The 20,737-nt window shown below is 69.9% G+C and carries 26 protein-coding genes; 14 read left to right on the forward strand and 12 right to left on the reverse strand.

The window, feature by feature from the left end; translation table 11 throughout:
* Positions 1 to 122 precede the first annotated feature (122 nt).
* The 4 genes from CS062_RS16410 to CS062_RS16425 all read left to right on the forward strand — a co-directional run bounded on the left by CS062_RS16410 (position 123) and on the right by CS062_RS16425 (position 1,494).
* Positions 123 to 494, forward strand: a complete 372-nt coding sequence (locus CS062_RS16410) for a hypothetical protein (protein WP_099862674.1) — start codon at positions 123 to 125, stop codon at positions 492 to 494.
* A gap of 186 nt (positions 495 to 680) precedes the next feature.
* Positions 681 to 881 carry a hypothetical protein gene (locus CS062_RS16415; protein ID WP_099862675.1) on the forward strand — a complete coding sequence of 67 codons (201 nt, stop codon included), beginning with the start codon at positions 681 to 683 and terminating at the stop codon, positions 879 to 881.
* A 1-nt stretch (position 882) separates the two neighbouring features.
* The gene (locus CS062_RS16420) at positions 883 to 1,113 is read left to right on the forward strand and encodes a hypothetical protein (RefSeq protein ID WP_099862676.1); all 231 of its coding nucleotides are present in this window, start codon (positions 883 to 885) and stop codon (positions 1,111 to 1,113) included.
* 96 nt (positions 1,114 to 1,209) lie between these two features.
* Positions 1,210 to 1,494 carry a hypothetical protein gene (locus CS062_RS16425; RefSeq protein WP_099862677.1) on the forward strand — a complete coding sequence of 95 codons (285 nt, stop codon included), beginning with the start codon at positions 1,210 to 1,212 and terminating at the stop codon, positions 1,492 to 1,494.
* Between the two features lie 3 nt (positions 1,495 to 1,497).
* On the opposite strand, the gene CS062_RS16430 is transcribed toward CS062_RS16425, so the two are convergent.
* Positions 1,498 to 2,736 carry a KAP family P-loop NTPase fold protein gene (locus tag CS062_RS16430; RefSeq protein WP_099862678.1) on the reverse strand — a complete coding sequence of 413 codons (1,239 nt, stop codon included), beginning with the start codon at positions 2,734 to 2,736 and terminating at the stop codon, positions 1,498 to 1,500.
* A gap of 152 nt (positions 2,737 to 2,888) precedes the next feature.
* On the opposite strand from CS062_RS16430, the gene CS062_RS16435 reads away from it, so the two are divergent.
* The 4 genes from CS062_RS16435 (at position 2,889) to CS062_RS16450 (ending at position 4,555) form a co-directional block, all read left to right on the forward strand.
* On the forward strand, positions 2,889 to 3,209 hold the full coding sequence (locus CS062_RS16435) for a hypothetical protein (protein WP_099862679.1): 321 nt from the start codon (positions 2,889 to 2,891) through the stop codon (positions 3,207 to 3,209).
* Between the two features lie 109 nt (positions 3,210 to 3,318).
* Positions 3,319 to 3,768 carry a hypothetical protein gene (locus CS062_RS16440; RefSeq protein ID WP_099862680.1) on the forward strand — a complete coding sequence of 150 codons (450 nt, stop codon included), beginning with the start codon at positions 3,319 to 3,321 and terminating at the stop codon, positions 3,766 to 3,768.
* Positions 3,761 to 3,997, forward strand: a complete 237-nt coding sequence (locus tag CS062_RS16445) for a hypothetical protein (RefSeq protein ID WP_099862681.1) — start codon at positions 3,761 to 3,763, stop codon at positions 3,995 to 3,997. Before CS062_RS16440 ends, CS062_RS16445 begins: the two co-directional genes overlap by 8 nt.
* A 111-nt stretch (positions 3,998 to 4,108) precedes the next feature.
* Complete coding sequence (locus CS062_RS16450) at positions 4,109 to 4,555, forward strand: hypothetical protein (protein ID WP_143742377.1); 447 nt, start codon at positions 4,109 to 4,111, stop codon at positions 4,553 to 4,555.
* A 176-nt stretch (positions 4,556 to 4,731) separates the two neighbouring features.
* Here the strand turns inward: CS062_RS16450 and CS062_RS25880 are convergent, their stop codons facing one another.
* A complete protein-coding gene (locus CS062_RS25880; protein WP_143742378.1) occupies positions 4,732 to 5,307 on the reverse strand; it encodes a hypothetical protein in 576 nt (191 codons plus the stop codon).
* Between the two features lie 10 nt (positions 5,308 to 5,317).
* Here CS062_RS25880 and CS062_RS16460 point away from each other — a divergent pair, with 10 nt between their 5' ends.
* From CS062_RS16460 to CS062_RS16480, 5 genes are all read left to right on the forward strand, one after another.
* A complete protein-coding gene (locus CS062_RS16460) occupies positions 5,318 to 5,524 on the forward strand; it encodes a hypothetical protein (protein ID WP_099862684.1) in 207 nt (68 codons plus the stop codon).
* A gap of 160 nt (positions 5,525 to 5,684) precedes the next feature.
* Positions 5,685 to 7,199, forward strand: a complete 1,515-nt coding sequence (locus CS062_RS26240) for a hypothetical protein (RefSeq protein WP_158238813.1) — start codon at positions 5,685 to 5,687, stop codon at positions 7,197 to 7,199.
* 30 nt (positions 7,200 to 7,229) lie between these two features.
* The gene (locus tag CS062_RS16470; protein ID WP_099862685.1) at positions 7,230 to 8,861 is read left to right on the forward strand and encodes a sensor histidine kinase; all 1,632 of its coding nucleotides are present in this window, start codon (positions 7,230 to 7,232) and stop codon (positions 8,859 to 8,861) included.
* Positions 8,858 to 9,547 carry a response regulator transcription factor gene (locus tag CS062_RS16475; RefSeq protein ID WP_099862686.1) on the forward strand — a complete coding sequence of 230 codons (690 nt, stop codon included), beginning with the start codon at positions 8,858 to 8,860 and terminating at the stop codon, positions 9,545 to 9,547. The genes CS062_RS16470 and CS062_RS16475 overlap by 4 nt, the downstream gene beginning before the upstream one ends.
* 257 nt (positions 9,548 to 9,804) lie before the next feature.
* Positions 9,805 to 10,251, forward strand: coding sequence for an SgcJ/EcaC family oxidoreductase (locus CS062_RS16480; protein WP_099862695.1), 447 nt, complete (start codon positions 9,805 to 9,807; stop codon positions 10,249 to 10,251).
* A 213-nt stretch (positions 10,252 to 10,464) separates the two neighbouring features.
* Here the strand turns inward: CS062_RS16480 and CS062_RS16485 are convergent, their stop codons facing one another.
* Genes CS062_RS16485 through CS062_RS16495 form a run of 3 tightly spaced genes read right to left on the reverse strand, consistent with a single transcriptional unit; the run spans position 10,465 to position 13,355 of the window.
* Complete coding sequence (locus CS062_RS16485) at positions 10,465 to 11,952, reverse strand: S8 family peptidase (protein ID WP_143742380.1); 1,488 nt, start codon at positions 11,950 to 11,952, stop codon at positions 10,465 to 10,467.
* A 60-nt stretch (positions 11,953 to 12,012) separates the two neighbouring features.
* Positions 12,013 to 12,738: a zf-HC2 domain-containing protein gene (locus CS062_RS16490; protein ID WP_099862688.1), complete on the reverse strand. Its 726-nt coding sequence runs from the start codon at positions 12,736 to 12,738 to the stop codon at positions 12,013 to 12,015.
* Entirely contained in the window at positions 12,735 to 13,355 is a 621-nt protein-coding gene (locus CS062_RS16495) for an RNA polymerase sigma factor (protein ID WP_099862689.1), read from the reverse strand. The genes CS062_RS16490 and CS062_RS16495 overlap by 4 nt, the downstream gene beginning before the upstream one ends.
* A 115-nt stretch (positions 13,356 to 13,470) precedes the next feature.
* Here CS062_RS16495 and CS062_RS16500 point away from each other — a divergent pair, with 115 nt between their 5' ends.
* Complete coding sequence (locus CS062_RS16500; protein WP_143742381.1) at positions 13,471 to 14,169, forward strand: hypothetical protein; 699 nt, start codon at positions 13,471 to 13,473, stop codon at positions 14,167 to 14,169.
* Positions 14,170 to 14,179: 10 nt separating this feature from the next.
* On the opposite strand, the gene trxB is transcribed toward CS062_RS16500, so the two are convergent.
* The 7 genes from trxB to CS062_RS26245 form a co-directional block, all read right to left on the reverse strand.
* Complete coding sequence (trxB, locus tag CS062_RS16505) at positions 14,180 to 15,139, reverse strand: thioredoxin-disulfide reductase (RefSeq protein WP_099862696.1); 960 nt, start codon at positions 15,137 to 15,139, stop codon at positions 14,180 to 14,182.
* 17 nt (positions 15,140 to 15,156) lie between these two features.
* Positions 15,157 to 17,070: a protein-disulfide reductase DsbD gene (dsbD, locus tag CS062_RS16510; RefSeq protein ID WP_099862691.1), complete on the reverse strand. Its 1,914-nt coding sequence runs from the start codon at positions 17,068 to 17,070 to the stop codon at positions 15,157 to 15,159.
* Complete coding sequence (locus CS062_RS16515) at positions 17,067 to 18,167, reverse strand: FAD:protein FMN transferase (RefSeq protein WP_099862692.1); 1,101 nt, start codon at positions 18,165 to 18,167, stop codon at positions 17,067 to 17,069. Before CS062_RS16515 ends, dsbD begins: the two co-directional genes overlap by 4 nt.
* A gap of 10 nt (positions 18,168 to 18,177) precedes the next feature.
* Entirely contained in the window at positions 18,178 to 19,395 is a 1,218-nt protein-coding gene (locus CS062_RS16520; RefSeq protein ID WP_233218098.1) for a DUF3570 domain-containing protein, read from the reverse strand.
* The gene (locus CS062_RS16525) at positions 19,382 to 19,642 is read right to left on the reverse strand and encodes a DUF4266 domain-containing protein (protein WP_099862693.1); all 261 of its coding nucleotides are present in this window, start codon (positions 19,640 to 19,642) and stop codon (positions 19,382 to 19,384) included. Before CS062_RS16525 ends, CS062_RS16520 begins: the two co-directional genes overlap by 14 nt.
* A gap of 94 nt (positions 19,643 to 19,736) precedes the next feature.
* The gene (locus CS062_RS16530; RefSeq protein ID WP_233218099.1) at positions 19,737 to 20,288 is read right to left on the reverse strand and encodes a TlpA family protein disulfide reductase; all 552 of its coding nucleotides are present in this window, start codon (positions 20,286 to 20,288) and stop codon (positions 19,737 to 19,739) included.
* Positions 20,289 to 20,329: 41 nt separating this feature from the next.
* Positions 20,330 to 20,737, reverse strand: a 408-nt coding sequence (locus CS062_RS26245; RefSeq protein WP_233218100.1) for a JDVT-CTERM domain-containing protein, incomplete at its 5' end; no start/stop codon positions are given.

Here is a 20,737-nt window from a genome sequence, read left to right on the forward strand (position 1 = left end):
CCCTCCGGAGGCCCCATGCCGATCATTCCGCTGCATCATCCTGTCCGCGCCGGCTTCGATCTGACGGCGACGGCGTTCGCCGCGCTCCTGCTGCTCGACCCCCCGCACACCTGGGGGCCGCGATGAGCAGCCGCTTCGGCCGTAACCAACGCCGCCGGGCGCGCGAAGAGCAGGCCCGGCTGATCGAGCAACTGCACCAGGTCAGCTCGACGCTGACCTGCACGACGAAGACCGCGATCGAGCGGGGGCAGCACCTTCACGCGCTGACGCGGGAGATCGAGGCGGCGAAGGCGATGCTGCCCCGGCACTCCGCGCTGATGCGCCCGCAGGCCATGAAGGTCGGCGGTGAGCGCCGCGACCAGGTGTACGCGGATCCCTTCTTCGACGAGTCGCCATCGCTTGAGCGGTTCGACGCCGCCATGCCGATGGAGGCCGTCAGCTTCGAGCGCGTCCCGCTCGACGTGCTGCTCACCGACGTCGACCGCGACAGCTGAAACGCCAGCTGCACGCCCGTGTGCAGTTCGCCGGCGCGGACCTGTTCTATGCCATCAGTCCGGCAGCGATGCAGGTATGCGCAGCTCCGACCTCGCCGGCCGAATGGCGCAGGAGATCGCGCGACAGATGGTGCCGGCGCTGATGCGCGAGTTCGGGCTGAGTCGCCGGCCCGGGGAGCATGGCCGATGAGCGCCCGCTACCGCTCCACGTGCCGGCACTGCTGGGACCCGGTCGACCGCGAGGGCCATGACGCCTGCGCCTGGTGCTCGCTGTCGCCCGCAGAGCGGCGGCGCAGGCGGCGCAGGCGGCGCAGGCAGTCGCTGGTGGCGGCCGTGGTGCTGGCCATCCTGCTGATCGCGGCGCTGCTCAGCGTGCCGCAGGCCTGACATGGCGCCGAAGCCGGCCTGGTCCGAGGCCAAGCTGCGCGTCGTCTTCGGTGAGATCCCGGGCGGCGGCGACGAGCTGGTCGTCGAGTCCACCGGCCGCCGGTGCCAGGTGCTGCGCGTCGCCGGCAAGACGCTGCACTGCATCGTGCTGCCGGCGGACGCGCCTGTCGACCCCGAGGCCAAGGTCTGGTCCTGGCGCTGGGCCGGCCACAAGAAGCGGGGCGCAGCTTGAGCGCAGCAGTCGACATCGCGCCGCTGGCCGCGAACCTCGATGACCAGATGTGGCGGCTCTGCAACCTCTACAAGATCATCGTGAAGGGCAACGACGATGAGGTGCATCCAGGCGACGCGGGCCGCGTTCGCCTCAAGCTGGTTCAGCGAGGAGGGCTGCGGCAAGGGGATCGCGCGGCTCAGCAACTACCGCAAGAAGTGGGACCAGCGGAACGGGCGCTTCACGTCGGAGCCGGTCCACAACGACGACAGCCACGGCTCGGACGCCTACCGGCAGTTCGGCCAGGTACTGGAGGCTGGGGAGCGGTTCGCGATGTCGATCGCGCCGGCGGGCGGGAAGTCATCGGCCAGGAAGCGCTGGACTTCGCCGATGGCGGTTTAGCTTTTAGAGCCGCACTAGCCCGAGATCCATGTCTCTACACGAGAGACGAACCTCCTTAACGATCTGTTGGTCCTCCGTCGTCATATTGACTCCGCTGGCGTGTGATGCAAGCGCCCTCACGAGGAGCGTTCCGACATTTCCGTGACTGCTTCCGAATTTGGCAAAACGCTGGTACTCCTTCTGATATGAATCGGATCGTCCTTGCCTAATATTTTCAAAGCTTTCCAGATCAAACATCCATAGCAGCAGCGCGTACACTGCAGTAAATCCTCGATGCATCGCGTTCGGCGCAAGTTTTGATAGCAGAATTATGTATTCCAAGTCGCGCAGCGTTGCATCGAAATATGGGGCTAGTTCCACAAGTGGCAAAGCGAGATCGATATCATTGCCAACGTCGCCGAAGCGGGCATTCATAAATTCGCGGTAATAATGAGATCGGTCCTCAAGTGATTTGGCGCGACCTAAGCTATTCGGTAATGCCACCTCTAGAGAAATGAATTTCCTTAAATAGAGGCTTGGCACGACTCCGTCGCCGTAAGTGTGCTTGATTGCGGACTCAAGTGCAGGCTTGTGCACCGCCAGAATGAAGACCAAGTTCTGTACATCAAAAAGGTGCTTGATGCGCTCAAGCATTTCAAGAGCGAAGGTTGGTCGGCATCTGTCGAGTTCGTCAATGACGATCACAATACGATTCTGCGAACTGCTGGCGACCTTTTTTAATTGTTCGCGAAATGCTTCGCTGGTACGTTTGACCTCGGCGTAAGTCTTTAACGCATCTCGCGATGCGTCTCCAAGCCCGTCACTTATCGCGTTCACCAACGTCCCAGCCCCGGGCACGATTACAGATCCAGCGGCACTCGCTAGAGCTGCAATCGCCTTTGGCGAGGCCGCAGATAGCACCGCGGTACCAGCGGCTTTCAACCCGTTGACGACGTCGCCACGTCCTCGCTTTCCTTTTACGGTGTCCAAGATCGCGGAGAGCAGCACAGAGAATGGGTCATGGTGAAAATCAAACTCGAATGCGTTGATGTATATCGGAGTCACCTCGGATTCCAAACGCAATTGCTCAACGAGCCTCGTGGCAACCCACGACTTGCCGCTGCCCCACGGCGCGTCGATGGCAAGGACCCGCCCCGCGGGAAGCACCTCCTGATCACAAAGGCCCTTTGCGAAGTGGATGACCCTCTCGGCAAATGGCTTGCGCTGCAACTCGTCTTGTCCGAATACTTGTGATGTCGACATGTCTCGTCCTCCTATCCATTGACTGTAGCGACGTACCAAGGATGGCAGCCTCCCGCCCGAGGTCGCGCCGCGCTTCGTGCCGCTAGGTTCGGGGGGGCTGATCGGTGCGCCGCCGGCGCGGCCTCACCCATCAACTCGATGAGAGGCTCCCCATGTCGAATCGCTCCCTGTTCCTGCGCCCGGTGGTGGCGCTCGCCCTGGCGGTCGCCGCGTTCGCTTCCGCGCCCGTGGCCCAGGCCGCCGACCCGCCCAAGGCCGTCGCAACGGTGCCGGATTCCGCCGCGAAGGCGGTGCTGGCCGAGGACGCTGATGCCGGCCACACCACGACGCTCGGCGCTGTGCTGGGCCTGCTGATCGTGATCGGTATCGTCGCGCTGATCGTGAAGAAGGGCCGCGAGCCCAGCGGGCCCGGTACCGGCAATCCCGGCCCCGGTGGTGGTTCCGGTGGTCCGACCCGGCCACCCGATCGCTGATCTCCACCCGCCTCGAAGCCCGGCCCAGCGCCGGGTTTTTTCATGCCCGCCGCGCTTCGAGCTTCCGTGCCAAGGATGGCAGATTCCCCGCGAACTTTCCGGGGTAGCCATGGCTCTTGAACTCGACCTGCGCAAGGCGCATTTCTCCCGCGTCCACGGCGACATCGTGGCCGTCCAGACCTGGGTCAACGACACCCGCGCGCTGGTGCTGATCCCGGCGCTGCGCAAGGACGCCGGCTGGTACATCGTCGAGGAGTCGGCGGCCTACCTCTGGAACATCAACGCGATCGACGGCGGCGAGCGCGATCAGGCGCTCAAGCATGCGAACCGCCAGGCCTACATCGCCTGCGAGATCCTTCGCATCGAGCCGTCGATGCGCAATCGGGCCCGGCTGATCACCATCATCACCGACACGCTGCCGGATCTGCTGCGCATGCCCAGCGCGCCGGAATCGGAGTTCATCAAGGCCGCGGTGGGCGAGATGAAGCTGATGGCCGACGGCCGTCAGATCGCCGGGCAGGACATCCGCCTGGAGAAGGAGGGTGCAACCTATGCGTGACGCCCTGGACGCCCGGCCGGTGCGCGGCAAGGCGCCCGGCGACCAGTACGACCGCATGCTCGACGAGGAACTCGAAGCCTCGGGCAGCAACGAACTGGCGGTCATGAACACCCAACCGCCGCTTGTTCCCAAGAGTCGGCCGCTAGGCCGCGCCGATGCTAGGATGTTGGCTAAAATTGTGATTCTGGTTGTCGTGGGTTCGAGTCCCATCAGCCACCCCACCGAATAGAAGCAAACGCCCGCAAGACGCAAGTCTCGCGGGCGTTTTGCTTTGTGCTCGCCCTTCTTCGGGCGACAGTCAGCCGCTCGTGTTCCTACTCCGCCTTGGCGCGGTCCGTTCGTGAATCCCATGCCGCTTCGAAGACTGCTCGCATTCCTGCTCGGCGTCGTCCTTGGCATGGCGGCCATCGTCGCGTTCCTCCATGCCTCGCGGTCGGAGTCATTCAAGGTTCGGAAGGTTCATTTGATTCAGTCCAACTGGATCGACATCGAAAGGGCCTTCGGCACAGGCAAGGGCACCGTTGCTCGGGCGCTCGAGGTCATCGCGCTCGACGGCCAGCACTCGATGCGGATCATCGACCGTGACCTGGAACGGGCGCAGGCCTTCGTTGACCGGCATGCGCCTGGCACCGAAATCGACGTGTGGAGTTCCCCGGATGGCAGTCAGCTTCACGCACCGGAGCTCGCTGATTTGGCGCCCTACGGGTTGGGGCTGTTCATCGCCCTGGTGCCGGTCGCGATGCTGTCCGCACTACTGACGCTCCGGACGAAGTCACGGCCAGCTTGAGGGCATCAATTGCTCATGTAGACGTCGAGCGAGAAGGGCGCGCCGCAGCGCGTCCTTACCCGGCCGCTATCCGCCGCCTCATGCGCGGCACCAAGCAGGCTCTTTATCGCAAGGTCAGCACGATGGCCCACCGCGTGTGCCACCGCACCGGCGGCGACTTCAGCGCCTCGCGCCCTTCAGGACGTCGAGCTGATGTGCGTGATCAGCCCCTTCGAACCCCCATTCAGGAAGTAGCCCGACAGGACCGCGCTGCTGATGGAGAAGGTCTTCGGCTTGTTCGATGCGTCCCAATAGGCCGTGTGGCCCGAGACGTCCATGAACAGCGAGAAGTCGTAAGTGACGCCACTGCCCTTGCTGGTCACCGGAGCGACCTCCGTCGCGTCGTGATCGCCGTCCAGATCGTCGAGCGTCGTCACGGGCGCGGTGTCGTCGTGGTCCGCCTGGTAGCGTCGCCGCAGCACTGCGATCGCTCGTTCAGCGCCTCCGACATGGTCCCTGCGGAAGTCCTTGCCGAGGAAATACTCGTAGGTGAAACCGCCTGAGCTGATATTCAGCTTCGCTTGCGCGACGGAGCGGTTCGAGGATGGCGATCCCAGTGCCGGCTGAAGCGTCCGGCGCTGGGCAAGCACCCGAGGGGAGCGATCAGCGAGCGATTGGATCGCGTCCGGAGCGCTGCGTTGAAGCTGTGGGGTTGCCGTCGCCGCGGCCGGCTTCTGGCGCTCGGGCTGAGCGTTGATGTCTCGATCTTTCATCTCCACTCCCATGGTGATCGCGGGCTGGATCGAGCCGCGCCAAGTGATGATGAACGCGGTCGACTACGGGCTCCATCGGTCGATTGCTGAGATCGGTCGGTCCAAAACGCGCAGGCATTCATGGGAATCGCAAGCCGCTTCTTCGGAAATCCGCGCTCGATTCAGCACCCCGATGCAGTGGAGCGCGAAGGCGCTCATCAACGCTTCGTTGATGTGAGATTCGCAAACGCATGACGGTTTCCTGAGCCTTGCACAACCCTCGCTTGACCCCCTCTTGATCTGGCTAACAGCCCGATACGAAACGGCATTTCGAGGGTCAACGGTGCGCGCGAAACCCCCGTTGGCGGGACATCGCAGTCACCCTCGATCTCCTCCCAATGCGCACCTCCTACCGTCTCACAGCGCTGGCGACCGCCGCGCTTGCCGCGCTCCTCGCCGGATGCGTCGCGCCGTCGCACACCGTCGTTCACGCCGACGCCTCCTATCGCGTACCGCCCGTCTGGACACCACCGCCTCCGGAGCCGGTCATCAGCGTCCAGGTCGAGCCGCCATTGGTGCAGCCGGCGCCCATCCTTGTCGACGTCGCGCCGCCGCCGATGCTGGTGGAGGTGCCGCCGCCCCAGCCCTATCCCGGGGCCGTCTGGACCGGCGGCTATTGGGGCTGGCAGGGCCGCTGGGTGTGGTGCGCCGGTCGGTGGGCATCGCCGCCGCGCACCGATGACGTCTGGGTCCAGCCCTATTACGAGCATCGCGATGGCGCCGTCGTGTTCGTCGCCGGCTTCTGGGCGGCACGCGGTGTGGCCTTCGTGCCGCCGCCGCCGGGACTGCATCTCTCGATCCAGGTCGCGATCGGGGGAGGGACCCGTCCCGTCGGCCCGATGGGCGTGTTCGTGCCGCCACCGCCCGGCTCGCGTCCCGGCCTCATCGTGCCGGCGCCGATCGGCACGCCGCCGGCGGTCGTCGTGAGCGCGCCGCCGGTGACCAACATCGGGATGCGCATCCAGAACAACACGACGCAGATCAATCACACCGTCATCAACAACACGGTGAACAACACCACGAACGTCAACAACGTTCGCAACGTCACCAACATCACCAACGTCACGATCGTGGCGCCGCCCGGATCGACCGCCGACGGCAAGGCCTTCCACAGCGATGTCCCGGCGGCGGCGCACCTCGCCGCGGCCATGCCGACCTTCGGGCATGTCCGGGCGGCGACGCCACCGCCGGTGAGCGCGCCGCTGCCGCCCAACGTCAACGCCGGTCGTCCCGCCGCGTTCGGTGGCGCGCCGCAGGCTGCCGTGCCGACGTCGATGCCGCCCGGCCATGCGGTCCCGGCGCCAGCGGCGACCGGCTTGCCGCCGTCGACCGGGCCGACATCGGATCCCGCCGTCCTGCAGCATGAGCGCGACCTGCAACAGCAAGAGCGTCAACAGCAGGAGCATCAACAGCAGGAGCGCCTGCAGCAAGAACGCCAACTGCAAGAACGACAACAGCAAGAGCGCCTGCAGCAGGAACGCCATCAGCAGGAACGCCAGCAGCAGTGGGGCCAGCAGCAGGTGCATCAACAGCAGGAGCAGCAACGCGAGCGACAGTTGCAGGAGCAGCGACAGCAACAGCAACAGCAACAGCAACAGCAACAGCAACAGCAACAGCGTCAGCAATGGGAGCGGGCGCCGTCGCGTGAGCAGGGCCGGGAAGACGCACGTGATGGCTATGCGGCGGCGCATCGACCGCCGGCCAGCGCGCCGCCGGCGCGCGAGGCGGGTCGCCCCGACGACCATCGCCGCGATGCCCGTGACGCCGACCGGGCGCATGTACGCGGCCAGGATCGGTCCCGCGAGCAGGACCGCGAGAAAGAAAAGGAAAAGGAGAAGGACCGCGACCGCTGACGCCTCGGCGGCTTTCTAGAATCGCGCCGCATGTACCGACTCCGCCTCACCCTCGCGCTGTCCGCCATGCTGGCGCTGGTCTGCCTCCAGGCCAGCTTCGTCTACCTCGGCACGGTGCGCGTGGACGGCTATGCGCGCCACAGTCGCCTGACCAGCGACCTGCTGTCCGAGCTGCTGGACCTCTCCGCCAACAAGCAGCGCCTGCGCAACTGGGCCGCCCAGCAGGTGATGGGGGCCGGCGCCACCGACGCCGCGCGCGAGCGCCTGCTCGACGCGATGGATGCCAGCGTGCGTCGTCTCGACGAGATGACGCGCCGCCATCTCGAATCCTGGAAGGACATCGCCGAGCGCGATGGCGTGCCGGTCCCGGCCGAGGCCACGCAGCTGGTGGACATCAGCGCGCTGCTCGGCCATAGCCTCGTCGAGCTGCGGCGCCAGCTGCGCGCGCTGACGCCGCATCAGGACCGCGAAGGCTTCGAGGCCGTCTGGCGCCAGCTCAACCAGGTCTTCGACATGACCCACGGTCGCGACCTGCGCGACCTGCTCAACGGCGCGATCGAGAGCCAGCGCAAGGCGGTCCCGATCGCCCGCGCCGCCACCGAGCAGGGCATCGAGCGCCTGCGGCTGCAGGCGGTGGCGATGGTCGGCATCACCTTCGCGCTGGCGGTCCTGCTCAGCCTGCACCTGAGCCGGCGCCTGAAGCGGCCGCTGGATGCGCTGCTGGAGGGCGCCCAGGCGGTCCAGGCCGGTCGGCTCGATCACCGCATCCCCGTGGGCAACGGCGACGAGTTCGACCATGTCGCCCGGCGCTTCAACGCGATGGTCCAGGAGGTGCAGCAGCACCGCGAGGCCGCCGAGAAGGTGCGTCGCGGCCTGGAGGACGAGGTCCGCGCCCGCACCGGTGAGCTCGAACGCGCGCATCAGTCGCTGCAGCAACTCGACCATCGCCGGCGACAGCTCTTCGCCGACCTGGGCCATGAGCTGCGTACGCCGGCGACGGTGATCCGCGGCGAGGCCGATGTCGCCTTGCGCGCGGCCGCGCCGTCCGTCGACGATTACCGGCTCGCCCTCCAGCGCATCGTCGCCGCCGTCAAGCAACTGACCGGCCTGGTCGACGACCTGCTGCTGATCGCGCGCGCCGAGGCGAACGAGCTCGACATCGCGCGCGACTGGCTGCCGCTGGGGACGCTGCTCGACGGCGCGATCGCGCAGGCCAGGGCGCTGGCCGCGGTCCATCGCCTGACGCTGGCGGTGGACGCGGTGCCGGACGGGATCGACGTGCTTGTCGACGAGACGCGGCTGCGCCAGGCTCTGGTCATCGTGCTCGACAACGCGATCCGCTACTCCCGCCCGGGCAGCGCGGTGCGCGTCGCCTGGACCGCCGGCGACGGCCGGCACCGGATCAGCGTGATCGACACCGGCATCGGCATCCCCGAGGACGAACTGCCGCTGGTGTTCGAGCGCTTCATGCGCGGACGGCTGGCCCGTGACCATCGCGCCGACGGCACCGGCATCGGCCTGTCGATCGCCCGCTCCATCCTGGCCGCGCACGGCGGTAGCCTGGAGATCGAGAGCCGCGTCGGCGCTGGCACCACCGTTCACCTGATCTTTCCCGACTCCCACGATGCGCCCCTGGTGACAGCCGGTGCCCACGACGAATGAATCGACGGATCCTGCTCATCGAGGACGATGCCCGCATCGCTGACTTCCTGCGCCGCGGCCTGAGCGCCGAGGGCTATGTGGTCGAGGTGGCGACGACCGGACCCGAGGGGCTGGCCCGCGCGCGCACCGGCGAGGCGGCCCTGATCATCCTGGACCTGATGCTGCCGGGCCTGGGTGGTCTGGACCTGTGCCAGACGCTGCGCGCCGAGGGCCGGCACGCGGCCATCCTGATGCTGACCGCGATGGACAGCACCGCCGACAAGGTCCGCGGCCTGCGCCTGGGCGCGGACGACTACATGGTCAAGCCCTTCGACTTCGAGGAACTGCTCGCGCGGCTCGTCGCGCTGCAGCGCCGCGGGCGCGAGCAGCGGGTCGAGGCCGCCGTGCTGCGTGTGGCCGACCTCGAGTTCGATCGCGAGCGCATGCAGGTGCGCCGCGCCGACCGGCCGATCACGCTGACCGCGAAGGAGCTCGCTTTCCTGGAGCTGCTGATGAGCGCGCCGGGGCGCCTGTTCAGCCGGGAACGGATCCTTGCCAACGTGTGGGGGGCGCAGGTGGATCCGCTCACCAACGTGGTCGACGTCTATGTGCGCCGGCTGCGCGCCAAGATCGACGAGGGGCATGCGCTGCCGCTGCTCAAGACGGTGCGGGGACTGGGTTACCGGATGGACGACGCGGCCGAGTAGCCGGTCCGTTCATCTGCGGTTCATCGGAAGCGCTGCCGCGATTCATCTTCCGTGCGCCGCGGGTTCATGCGGGCTTTCCAGAATCGATCGTGCGCCGGGACCTCTCCTGGCGCGGCGCCGAGCAAGCGCCTGTCTCAACGATCGATCTGGAGTCTTCCCTCATGACCGTCTCCGTCCATCCCCGCGATGCCTCCGTTGTCCGCTCGAGCCCGGGGCGCGTGTCCCGCGCCGGCTGGGTGCCCGCGCTGGCCGCGCTGATGCTCGGCGCCGCCGTCGGCACCGCCTCGGCCCAGGACCGGGCCGCTTCCTCCGCCAGCTGCGTCGGCGCGGACCGGGCGCAGATCGCGGCGCTCTTCGATCGCTGGAATGCGTCGCTGGCCACCGGCAACCCCGACCGCGTCGCCGCCAACTACGCGCCCGATGCGGTGCTGCTGCCCACCGTCACCAATGAACCGCGCACCACGCCGGCCGACATCCGCGACTACTTCGTGAAGTTCCTGAAGAACAAGCCGCAGGGAACGATCGACAAGCGCGTCATCAAGATCGACTGCAATGTGGCGCAGGACGTCGGCACCTACACCTTCCGCTTCGCAGATGGCACCACGGTGAAGGCCCGCTACACCTACGTGTACCAATGGCGCGATGGGCAATGGCTGATCGCGCATCACCATTCGTCCGCCATGCCCGAGCCGACGCGGCCCTGATCGGCGGGCCTTGGTCGAGCGACCGGTGATCAACGGCCGGCGATCCACGACCCGCGATCCACGACCCGCGATCAACGGCCCGCGATCAACGGCCCGCGATCAATGGCCTGCGATCAATGGCCTGCGATCAATGGCCTGCGATCCACGCCCCGCGATCAACGGCCCGCGATCACCGGGTCTTGAGCCGCGCGGTGCCTCGCGCCGCGAGCACGTTCAGCGGGCCGCTGTGGCGGCGGTGTCGCCGTCGCAGCGCAGCCCGGACACGCCAAGCGTCCGAGCCGCCGCGCAGGCATTGATGCCGCCGGTTGCGCTCATGGAGCCCAGCAGCGCGCGTCGCAGGCGCGGCGCATCGGCGACCGGATCGGCCGCGCGCAGCAGCGCAACCACGCCGGTGACATGCGCGGCAGCGAGCGAGCTGCCGGTGTCCATGTCGTAGCCGCCGTTGGGCACCGTGGTCAGCACCGCGCGTCCGGGCGCGACCAGCCAGCCGTCCGCTTCCGCTTCCGACGCATCGCCGGCGCTCGCCACGACCAGCGCACCGGGCACCTCGCTGGGAAAGCCCTTGCCGAGCCGCTCCGGCGGCGCCGCGGCGACCAGCACTGCGCCACGAGCCTGCGCATGACGTGCCAGGCGGGTCAGCAGCGGATCGCTGGGGCCGCCCAGGCTCAGGTTGATCACGTCGGCGCCGTCCGCGATGGCGGCGCCCAGCGCCTGCGCGAGCGTGAAGGAGTTGCAGCGGGCGGTGCCCGGCCCGGGCCGTTCCACGCGCGCCTCGGTCCAGCAGGCGCGGTAGCTGGTGATCACCGCGCCGGGCGCCAGGCCGACGATGCCCTGGCGGTTGTTGGCGCGCGCCGCGATCAGGCCCATCACCTCGGTGCCGTGACGCTCGGGCACGCCCTCGACGAGGGCGCCACCGCCGGAGACGTAGTCACGTTGCCGCGCGACCTGGCCGGACAGGTCGGGATGGCGCGCGTCCACGCCGGTGTCGATCACCGCGACCTTCACCCGCGCGCCCACGCTGACCTGCTGCAAGGCGGCGGCGGACATCTGCTGGAAGCCTTTCTGCAGGCCGAAGTAGGGGTCGTTGTAGGGCGAGCCCGACGTGGCGCTCAGCGGGGCCGCGGCTGCGGCTGCGCTTGACGCTGACGCCGCGCTCGGTTTGGTCGACGCGCCGCTCGACGCGCTCGACGCGCCCGGCCGCATCGCGGCCTCGACGCCCTGCGGACCGCCAGCCAGCGTCTCGAACTCGTTCAGCGGCTGCGCCAGCTTCACCCGCGCGTCGCCGCGCACGCGCGCCAGCAACGCATCGACGTCGTCGTCGCCGGACAGCGCGAACAGCATGCAGCGCAGGTTCAGCGGCGCGATCGTCCATGCGGCTTCCTCGTGCAGCCGGTATTCGCGCGCGAGCGCCTCCGACAGCGCCGATGCGCGCGCACTGCCGGCATAGCCCGCCATGCGGCGGTAGTCGCCGCGCGGCGATCCGCCTGCGCCGGACAGGGGTTCGCCCCGGTCCTCGACGGCCAGGATCACGTAGCGAGTGTCGGCCCGTGGCGAGCTCGCGGTGGCTGTCGGACCGGCCGGTGCGACCATCGCCGCGGGCGGCGAGGGCGGCGAGGGCGGCGAGGGCGGCGCGAGCGGTGACGCCGCGTCGCCCGGCGCGGCCGCCCAGGCCGTTGCTGCCATCACGGCGAGCCCCGCCATGGCGGCGAGCTGGCGCGCGAAGCCACCGCGCCGCGAAAGGGGGAAGCCCAGTGCCACCGCTCAGCGCTCCGCGGTCGCGACCGGCTCGGCCAGCAGCACGCCGGGTTCCTCGCGCAGCCGCTGCGCCAGCGCCTCCCCGGGCGTCGAGGCGCCCGATGCCGCCGGCATCAAGGGAGCCAGCAGCAGGCTGCTCGCGTCCTCGTCCGCACCGACGATGCGCAGCCCGTGGCGGGTGAGCATCTGCCGCAGCCGGGCCATGTCGACCCGTTCTTCCGGCACCAGCCGCACGACCGCGCCCGAGGGCAGCGTCGACGGCTGGCTCAGCGTGACGTAGTCGGACGAGGGAGGCTCGCCCGGCCAGAGCCGCAGGCCGAGCACGCACAGCGCCACCGCCTGCACCGCCACCGCGGCGGTGAGCCAGCGCGTCAGGCGGCCGCCTTCATTGGCGGCCCGGCCGCGAGGGCCTTCGACCGGCATCGTGGGCCCGGCCTCCCGATCGCGCGCCCAGAGGCGATCCAGGCCGGCCTGGATCGCGCCCGCGTCCGCCGCGGCACCAGCACCGGGCGGATCCTGCATCGCCGCATGGATGCGCTGCTGCAGTGCGAGCTCGTCCCGGCAATGCGCGCAATGCGGCAGGTGGGCCAGCACCTGGCGGCGCTGTTCCGGCGTCGCGGTGCCCGCGACGACCCAGGCGATCGTGTCCCAGACCTGGCGGTGCTCGTTCGGCTGCACCTGGATCGGATCGGTGGCCTTGCCGGCGTCGGAGGGGGTGTCGTGGGAACTCATGGCTGTCCTTCGGTGCCGCTGGCGGGACGGGGGAGGCCGCCCAGCTCGGGCAGCACATTGCGCAGCCGGACCCGCGCGTGGAACATGCGCGCCTTCACCGTGCCGGTGGCGCAATTCATGATGCGGGCGATGTCCTCGCAGGTCTCGCCCAGGTAATACGCCAGCTCCATCGTCACCCGCTGTTCCGTCGGCAGCGTCGCCAGGCCGCGCATCACCCAGTCGCGCTGCTCGCGGTCGGCCGCTTCGTTGAAGGCCGGTTCGGCCGAGGCCAGTTCCGCGTCGTGGACGGCGGAGGCGTTGATCTCCTCGGCCGCCACGCCATCGCGCAGCGCCTTGAGCATGCAGCGGTAGGCGATGCCGTGGATCCAGGTCGAGACGCGCGACTCGCCGCGGAAGTTGCCGGCGCTGCGCCACACGATCCAGAGCGCATCGTTGACGACCTCGTCGGCCAGGTCGGGCCGTCCGCAGCAGCGCAGCACGAAGCGCGACAACCGCGGCTGGCAATGCCGGTAGAGCTGCTCGAAGCCGGACCGATCGCCGGCCGCGGCGGCCTGCAACCAGGTGCGCAGACGCGACTCGAGGGCAGCGTCCGCCTCATTGGGAACAGATGGAAACATGGGGCGACGAATTCTGCAGAAGTGTCGTTCATGGGTGCCACAATCGCCGCCGATGGTTGTCGAGCCCCAAAAAAATGTCTTCACCGCCCCGGCCGTCAGAGGGAGAAACCGGGCATTGGACGGGGCCCTGGCGATGGGCATCGCCGCGCTGGCGACTGTCGCCGCGGTGCCCGGCGTGGCCGGTGCACAGACTTGGGGCGGCACGCTGTCGGTGGTGTCGGAGCGGGTCTCGCGCGGCCTCGGCCTGAGCGGCGACCATCCCGGCGCGACGGCCGACTTCTTCTACCGCGATGACCGCAACTGGGCCTTGGGCCTTGGCCTCGGAACGCTGAATCCCGACGGCGGCGCGACCGCGGAGGCCATTGTGTCGGCGACGCGCTGGTGGCAGATCGACGACCACCGGACGCTGACGCTGTCCGGCGCCTATTACGACTATGCCGGCCCCCGCGCGGGCCGCCTGCGCTACAGCGAGGTCTCCGTCGGCAGTCTCTGGGACGGCGGCACCTGGGGCCAGTGGAGCGGCACCATCTCGCTGTCGCCGGACCTGGCCGCGTCGTCGTCGAGGGGCTATACCGCCGGCCATCCCGGGGCGACCATCGTCGAGCTGACCTGGCACCGGCGCCTGTGGGGGGCGCTCGCCGCCGACCTGGGCTGGGGCATCGTCAGCCCCTGGGGCGGCGAAGGCAGTTCCTACCGCTTCGCCAACGGCGGGCTGAGCTACACCGCCGGCGCCTGGCGGTTCACCGTGTCGCGGCTCTACAGCTCGGTGCCGCCCCGGCAGCGCTGGATCGCCGGCGTGGCCTGGTCCTTCTGACCGCGCCGCTTCAGCCGGCCTGCTGCTCGAGGAAACGCTGCGCGTCGAGTGCCGCCATGCAGCCGGTGCCGGCGCTGGTGATGGCCTGGCGATAGACATGGTCCTGCACGTCGCCGGCGGCGAAGACACCCGGCACGCTGGTCATCGTGGCGAAGCCCTCCGAGCCGCTGCGCGTCAGCACGTAGCCGTCGCGCAATTCGATCTGGCCCCGGAAGATGTCGGTGTTGGGCTTGTGGCCGATGGCGATGAAGCAGCCCTGCAGCTTGACGTCGGTGGTGGTGCCGTCCTGCGTGCTCTTGATGCGCACGCCGGTGACGCCGCTGGCATCGCCCAGCACCTCGTCCAGCGTGTGGAACAGGTGCAGCTCGATCTTGCCGGCCTTGACCTTGTCCATCAGCTTGTCGACCAGGATGGGCTCGGCGCGGAACTTGTCGCGACGGTGGATCAGGTGAACCTTGCTGGCGATGTTGGACAGGTACAGCGCTTCCTCGACCGCGGTGTTGCCGCCGCCCACCACGCAGACTTCCTGCTCGCGATAGAAGAAGCCGTCGCAGGTGGCGCAGGCGCTGACGCCGCGGCCCATGAAGGACTCCTCGGACGGCAGGCCCAGGTACTGGGCGGACGCGCCGGTGGCGAGGATCACCGCATCGGCGGTGTAGGTGGCGCTGTCGCCGGTCAGGGTGAAGGGGCGCTTGGAGAAGTCGACGCTGTTGATGTGGTCGAAGACGATCTCGGTCTGGAAGCGCTCGGCATGCTGCTGGAAGCGCTGCATCAGCTCGGGACCTTGCACGCCCATCACGTCGGCGGGCCAGTTGTCGACCTCGGTGGTGGTCATCAGCTGACCCCCTTGCGCCATGCCGGTGACCAGCAGCGGCTTGAGGTTGGCGCGGGCCGCATAGATGGCGGCGGTGTAGCCGGCGGGGCCGGAGCCGAGGATCAGGAGGGCGGTGTGTCGGGGCGTGGTGCTCATGGCGATGTCCGATTGATTCACAGCTTGGCGCGGTCCAGGCGCTGGGCGAATTCATCGGCCGGCAGGAAGCCGATCGTGCGCGCGGCGGCGAGCTCGCGGCCCTGGGCGTCGAAGAACAGGATCCCGGGCGGGCCGAACAGCTGGAAGCGCTTGAGCAGGGCCTTGGCCTCGGCGCTGTTGGCGGTGACATCGGCCTGCAGCAGGCGCGCCTGGCGCAGGCGGGCGGCGATCGCGGGATCGGCGAAGGTCAGGTGTTCCATCTCCTTGCAGGCGACGCACCAGTCGGCATAGAAGTCCAGCATCACCGGGCGGTTGGTCGAGGCCAGCGCCGCGTCGAGCTGCGCGACGGTCGTGATGCGTTCGAAGGCGGGCGTGGCGGAGGCGGCCTCCGCGCTGGCCATCGGCAGCGCGCCGCCGTTGCCGCGCGCCAGGTGGCGCAGCGGCTGCAGCACGCTGTCGCCGCCCGAGAGCGCGCCGCCGATCATCGCGATCGACCACAGCGCCACCAGCGCGCCGCCCGCCTTCAGCGCGCGCGGCTTGCCGGCCTCGAACGCGCCCAGGCAGATCGCCAGGATCAGCGCGGCGGCGCCGATCAGGAACATCAGCGCGCCGGTCGGCAGCACCGGCGACACCAGCCACAGCGCGACGGCGATCAGCACGACGCCGAAGAAGGTCTTGACGTGCTCCATCCAGCGGCCGGCGCGCGGCAGCAGCGTGCCGGCGGACAGGCCCAGCAGCAGCAGCGGGACGCTCATGCCGCAGGCCAGTGCGAACAGGGCCGAGCCGCCCAGCACCACGTCGCGGGTCTGGCTGATGTAGACCAGCGCGCCGGCCAGCGGCGCGGCGACGCAGGGGCCGACCAGCAGCGCCGACAGCCCGCCCATCAGGAACACGCCGACATGGCGACCGCCCTTGAGCTGGTTGGAGGCGTTGTTGACCTTGTCCTGGATGAAGCCGGGCATCTGGAATTCCCAGACCCCGAACATCGACAGCGCCAGCACCGACAGCAGCAGCGCGAAGGCACCGAGCACCCACGGGTTCTGCAGCGCGGCGGCGAAGCCCGAGCCGAGCAGCCCGGCGACGACGCCGGCCGCGGTGTAGACCATCGCCATGCCCATCGAGTAGGCCAGCGCCAGGGTGAAGCCCCGGGCGCGCGACACCGGCGCACCCTGGCCGACGATGATCGACGACAGGATGGGCAGCATCGGCAGCACGCAGGGCGTGAAGGACAGCAGCAGGCCGCCGAGCAGGAACATGCCGATGACCCGCAGCAGACTGCCCGACTGCAGCGCGGCGGCGCTGCGGTCGATGGGCGCGTCCGCCGACGTGGCCGCGGTCGCCGGCGTGGCGCCCGTCGTCGTCGCGGCGCCGGACGGCGCGGGCGACGCCGAAGCGGCAGGCGTGGCCGACGTGGCAGGCGCGTCGACCGGCGCCGTCAGCGCGTCGGGCTGCGACTCCCAGCGGGCCGTCACCGCGCCGTCGCCGCCGCGCGTCAGGTGCACCAGCGCCTGCTGCGGCGGATAGCAGAGCCCACGGTCGGCGCAGCCCTGGAAGCGCACCGTCAGCGCCGGGGGCAGGTCGCCGGTCGGCAGCGGCTGCGCGATGCGGACCGCGCCGGCCCACAGCGTCATCGTCTTTTTGAAGTTGGGGTCGAACTCGGCCTTGCCGTCAGGCAGGCGCGGCGCGGGCAGGGTCGCGCCCTCGGCCTCGATCGCGAAGCGCTCGCGGTAGAGGTGGTAGCCGGGGGCGACATCGAACTGGACGACCAGCGGACCACGTCCGGCGTCCTCGACGCGGGCCTGGCCGGGGAAGGCCTGCACGACGTCGAGGAAGGGCGGCTGGTCGGTGGCGGCACGGGCAGGGCCCGTCGCGGCGAAGACCAGCGTGATCGCGGTCGCGGCGCCGGCGAGGAAGGAGGCGAGGAATCTCATGACGGCGTGGAGGAAGTGAAGGAAGGGAGCGACGCGGAGGGGAGGCCCGGCTCCGCGCGCAGGGAGGCGGTGATCGCGGTGGCGATCGGTGACGGCGTCGCGAGGCCCGCGGCGGGCGTCTGGAGCAGTTGCTCCGGATCGTGGGTGTGGCGCTGCCCGTCGGCATCGATCAGCAGGAAGCCCACGCCCGGCGTGCTCAAGCGCGTGGCGGCGGGCGCGCCGATCAGCATCGCCATCGTGGCCAGTGCGCCGGCGGCGATGCACAGCGGCGCCACCACGCTGACGGCCTGCCAGTGGCGCACCGGCTGGCCGGTGCGCGGATCGAGGATGTGGCAGCAGCGCCGGCCGTCGGCCGCGATGAAGAAGCGCTCGTAGTCGCCGCTGGTGGCCAGGGCGCCGCTGCTCAGCGCGATGCGCGCGCAGACCTCGTGCTCGCGCCGCGGATGCTGGACCGCGAAGACCCAGGGTTGGCCGTCCGGACGCGGGCCGAGCACCCGCAGGTCGCCGCCGAGGTTCACGAAGCCGTGGCGGAAGCCGAGCTCGCGCAGCACCGTGACGGCACGGTCGGCGGCGTACTCCTTGCCGATGCCGCCGAAGTCGATCTCCATGCCGGCCTGCGGCAACGCGATCGCCCGGCCGTCCCACTGCACGCGGTGCCAGCCGATGCGCGCGAGCTGCAGCGCCAGCGCGTCGGGCGAGGGCTCGCGGCCGGCCTTGAAGTCCCAGGCGCGGCGCAGGCAACCGCTGGTGAGGTCGAACAGGCCGTCGCTCTGGCGATGCAGCTCGGCGGCGAAGTCGAGCAGGTGGGCGGTCTCGGCGTCGACGGTCACGCCGCCGCGGCCGGCGCGCGCGTTGATCGCCGAGATCACGCTGTCGTCGCGGTAGCGCGAGTACTTGCGCTCGATGCGGCGGACCTCCGCCTCGGCGAAGGCGCAGGCGTCGGCGGCCTGCGCCGGCGTGACGCCGGCCAGCACGATCTCGTTGGGCGAGGCCATCGCGGTGAAGACGTGGCGATGCTCCCGTTCGGCGGGACCGTCCGGCGGCACGGGAGCCGCCGGGGCAGCCGGCAGCGAGGAGATCGCGGCGTCGCGCAGCATCGTGGTGGCCTCAGAACTTGTGCGAGAGGCCGATCTGCAGCCAGTCGGCCTGGAAGCGATCCAGACCCGGCGAGCCGCTGCCGCCCAGGCGCCAGGAAGCGCGCTGCTCGTAGTGCTCGAGGCTGACGTCGGCGGTCCAGCGCGGGGCGAACTCGTAGGCGACCTTGAAGCCGGCGGTGATCGCGCCGAAGGCCGACAGGCGCTGGTCGCCGGACAGGTACTGCGGCGAGGTCGCGGTGTAGCCGGGCGGGAAGGGCGCGCCGAGCGCGGGGTCGTAGACCGGGTCGTAATAGAACTTCGCCGCGCGCTGTGTCGTGTAACGCAGCATCGGCGTCAGCGTCCAGCCGCCGGCGAGCGGCTGCACCCAGGCGGCCTCGACCGTGTTGGCGCGCACGCCGAAGCTGTCGGCGTAATAGCGCCAGCTGCTGCGCAGCGTCGCCCGCCAGTCGCTGAAGTGGTGGTTCCAGCGGGCCATCACCGTGTACTGCTCGCGCCGGTCCGGGCGGCGGTCCGGGAACTTGTAGGGATCGGAGTACATGCCGTGGCCCCAGCTGGCGCCGAGGCTGAGCTGCACCAGGTCCACCGCGGTCCACGCCTGGGTGACGCCGGCGGTCAGCTGCGTGGTGTTGCGGCCGCGGCTGAGCGTCGGGTCGTTGGAGGAGCCGATCCAGTCGTCGCCGAAGGCGGCGCCGATGTTCCAGGTGGTGTTGTTGTCCTCGCTGGAGCGCCGGTAGTCGGCCGAGATCGTGCGCGAGCGGTAGTCGTGCTCGGTCGAGTAGGCGGCGCCGACCGACCACGCGTCGCGGTCGTTGTAGCGCGTCACGCGGATGTCGCCGGCCTTGCGTTCCTCGTCGAGCCGCGAGGCGCCCGAGACGGCGCTGTGGTAGCGCGGCGAGGCGCCGGAGACGCTGTCGGTCACCAGCGAGCCCTCGACCGACCAGCGCCCGGCCACCGGCACCATCAGGTAGACCGAGGGCGCGGTCACCTTGATGCGATCGAAGCCGGGCTGGCGGTCGCGGTAGGACAGCAGCTTGACGGCCAGTTCCGCCTGCTCGGGCGGGGTCTCGGCCAGCGCAGGCGCCTGCAGCCCGGGCAACAGCAGCGCCGCCGCCAGCACGCCGCCCCAGCTGCCGGCGCCCGCACGGGCGGCACGGCTCGCGTCGGCGCGATCGACGTCCTCGGCGCCGCGGGCGCTGTCCAGGCTCAGGCCGGAATCAATTGCAGCCACAACCGCCTCCTCCCACGCCGTTGCCGCCGGAGGCGTTCTCCTTGCTGGTGTAGATGTGCTGGGCGAAACGGTCGCCGAGCACGTCGCCGCCCATCGTCATCTCGGGACGGGCGAGCGCCCCTTTCTCCCAGGGATGGGGCGGCTGGATCGCGCAGCCGGTGGTCGCGATCGCGAGCAGGGTCGCGCTGGCGACGAGGGCGGCCGTCGCGATCGGTGCGCGGCGGCGGGGCGTCGGAGGCAGGGACATCGTGGAACTCCAGGGTGTGGGCGGGACGGCACGGCGCAGGCGCCGCAAGGACCCGAGACGGGAATCAGGACGCAGGGGCCGGAGGCGCCGCCGCTCAGGGCGCCTTCAGCGCGGCGGCGATGCGGGCCTCGAGCGCGGCCTCGTCCTCGGCGCGGAAGCCGGCGTGCTGCATCAACACGCGGCCGTCGGGCCCGAGCAGCACCGAGCTGGGCATCGCCCGCACGCCGACCCGCTGCGCGGAACCGCCCTTCGGATCGAAGGCCAGCGTCACCTTGGCCGGCACCTCCTTGAGGAAGGCCAGGGCGTCGTCGCGGCGGGCGTCGAGGTTGACCGCGACGATGCGCAGACCCTGCGCGCCGTACTTGGCCTGCATCTGGTTCATCCACGGGAAGGATTCGCGGCAAGGACCGCACCACGAGGCCCAGAAGTCGATGTAGGTGAGCTTGGCCTTGCCGTCGTACAGGGTGACCGGCGCGCCGTCGGCGCCGGGGACGCTCGCGACCGGCAGCGGCTGGCCGACGTCGGCGGCATGGACCGGCGACAGCGTCATGAAGAGCGCGGCGCCGAGCGAGGCCATCGCGGTGAGGGGGCGCGACGACGCGCCGCGGCGTCGGGCATCGGCAGGGGGGAAGTGCAGGGTGCGCATCGGGGCTCCAGGGCGTTGGGGGAGAGTGATCGCGGCCGTGTTCAGCGGCGAGCGCGGCGGCGCCACAGGACCAGTCCGGAGAAACCGGCCATCAGCAGCAGCAGCGGATCCGCCGCGCCGGTGCCGGCGCCGATCGTGCAACCGCCGCCGCCGCTGTTGGACATCGCGGCATTGCCCGCCGTGCCGCTGAGCGCGACGGTGGCCGTGGCGGGCGACATGTCGCCTTGCAGCGTGAGGGTGGCGGTGTCGGTGGCCGCGGCGTCGGAGGCGGCGGCGCCCGCGCCGAGCCAGCGCACGGTGATCTGGCAGTTGGCGCCCGGCGCGACGGTGAACGGCGCCGCGCCGCAGCTGCCGGTCCCGCTCGTGTCGATGGTGAAGCGCGCCGTGCTGATGGCCAGCGAGGCGATGTGCAGCGCCGCGTTGCCGCTGTTGGTCAGGGTCAGCGGACG

The sequence above is a fragment of the Roseateles chitinivorans genome, from assembly GCF_002761755.1.
Taxonomy (GTDB): Bacteria; Pseudomonadota; Gammaproteobacteria; order Burkholderiales; family Burkholderiaceae_C; genus Roseateles; species Roseateles chitinivorans.

Excerpts from the sequence above, each read along its gene's own strand:
- CS062_RS25880 (WP_143742378.1), bottom strand. The coding sequence starts at position 5,307 with ATGAAAGATCGAGACATCAACGCTCAGCCCGAGCGCCAGAAGCCGGCC.
- CS062_RS16430 (WP_099862678.1), bottom strand. The coding sequence starts at position 2,736 with ATGTCGACATCACAAGTATTCGGACAAGACGAGTTGCAGCGCAAGCCA.
- CS062_RS16480 (WP_099862695.1), top strand. The coding sequence starts at position 9,805 with ATGCTCGGCGCCGCCGTCGGCACCGCCTCGGCCCAGGACCGGGCCGCT.
- CS062_RS16420 (WP_099862676.1), top strand. The coding sequence starts at position 883 with ATGGCGCCGAAGCCGGCCTGGTCCGAGGCCAAGCTGCGCGTCGTCTTC.
- CS062_RS16490 (WP_099862688.1), bottom strand. The coding sequence starts at position 12,738 with ATGAGTTCCCACGACACCCCCTCCGACGCCGGCAAGGCCACCGATCCG.
- CS062_RS16515 (WP_099862692.1), bottom strand. The coding sequence starts at position 18,167 with ATGCTGCGCGACGCCGCGATCTCCTCGCTGCCGGCTGCCCCGGCGGCT.
- CS062_RS16470 (WP_099862685.1), top strand. The coding sequence starts at position 7,230 with ATGTACCGACTCCGCCTCACCCTCGCGCTGTCCGCCATGCTGGCGCTG.
- CS062_RS16530 (WP_233218099.1), bottom strand. The coding sequence starts at position 20,288 with ATGCGCACCCTGCACTTCCCCCCTGCCGATGCCCGACGCCGCGGCGCG.
- CS062_RS16460 (WP_099862684.1), top strand. The coding sequence starts at position 5,318 with ATGGTGATCGCGGGCTGGATCGAGCCGCGCCAAGTGATGATGAACGCG.
- CS062_RS16495 (WP_099862689.1), bottom strand. The coding sequence starts at position 13,355 with ATGTTTCCATCTGTTCCCAATGAGGCGGACGCTGCCCTCGAGTCGCGT.
- CS062_RS16440 (WP_099862680.1), top strand. The coding sequence starts at position 3,319 with ATGGCTCTTGAACTCGACCTGCGCAAGGCGCATTTCTCCCGCGTCCAC.
- CS062_RS16425 (WP_099862677.1), top strand. The coding sequence starts at position 1,210 with ATGAGGTGCATCCAGGCGACGCGGGCCGCGTTCGCCTCAAGCTGGTTC.
- dsbD (WP_099862691.1), bottom strand. The coding sequence starts at position 17,070 with ATGAGATTCCTCGCCTCCTTCCTCGCCGGCGCCGCGACCGCGATCACG.
- CS062_RS16475 (WP_099862686.1), top strand. The coding sequence starts at position 8,858 with ATGAATCGACGGATCCTGCTCATCGAGGACGATGCCCGCATCGCTGAC.
- CS062_RS16435 (WP_099862679.1), top strand. The coding sequence starts at position 2,889 with ATGTCGAATCGCTCCCTGTTCCTGCGCCCGGTGGTGGCGCTCGCCCTG.
- CS062_RS26240 (WP_158238813.1), top strand. The coding sequence starts at position 5,685 with ATGCGCACCTCCTACCGTCTCACAGCGCTGGCGACCGCCGCGCTTGCC.
- CS062_RS16525 (WP_099862693.1), bottom strand. The coding sequence starts at position 19,642 with ATGTCCCTGCCTCCGACGCCCCGCCGCCGCGCACCGATCGCGACGGCC.
- CS062_RS16445 (WP_099862681.1), top strand. The coding sequence starts at position 3,761 with ATGCGTGACGCCCTGGACGCCCGGCCGGTGCGCGGCAAGGCGCCCGGC.
- CS062_RS16485 (WP_143742380.1), bottom strand. The coding sequence starts at position 11,952 with ATGGCGGGGCTCGCCGTGATGGCAGCAACGGCCTGGGCGGCCGCGCCG.
- CS062_RS16415 (WP_099862675.1), top strand. The coding sequence starts at position 681 with ATGAGCGCCCGCTACCGCTCCACGTGCCGGCACTGCTGGGACCCGGTC.
- trxB (WP_099862696.1), bottom strand. The coding sequence starts at position 15,139 with ATGAGCACCACGCCCCGACACACCGCCCTCCTGATCCTCGGCTCCGGC.
- CS062_RS16410 (WP_099862674.1), top strand. The coding sequence starts at position 123 with ATGAGCAGCCGCTTCGGCCGTAACCAACGCCGCCGGGCGCGCGAAGAG.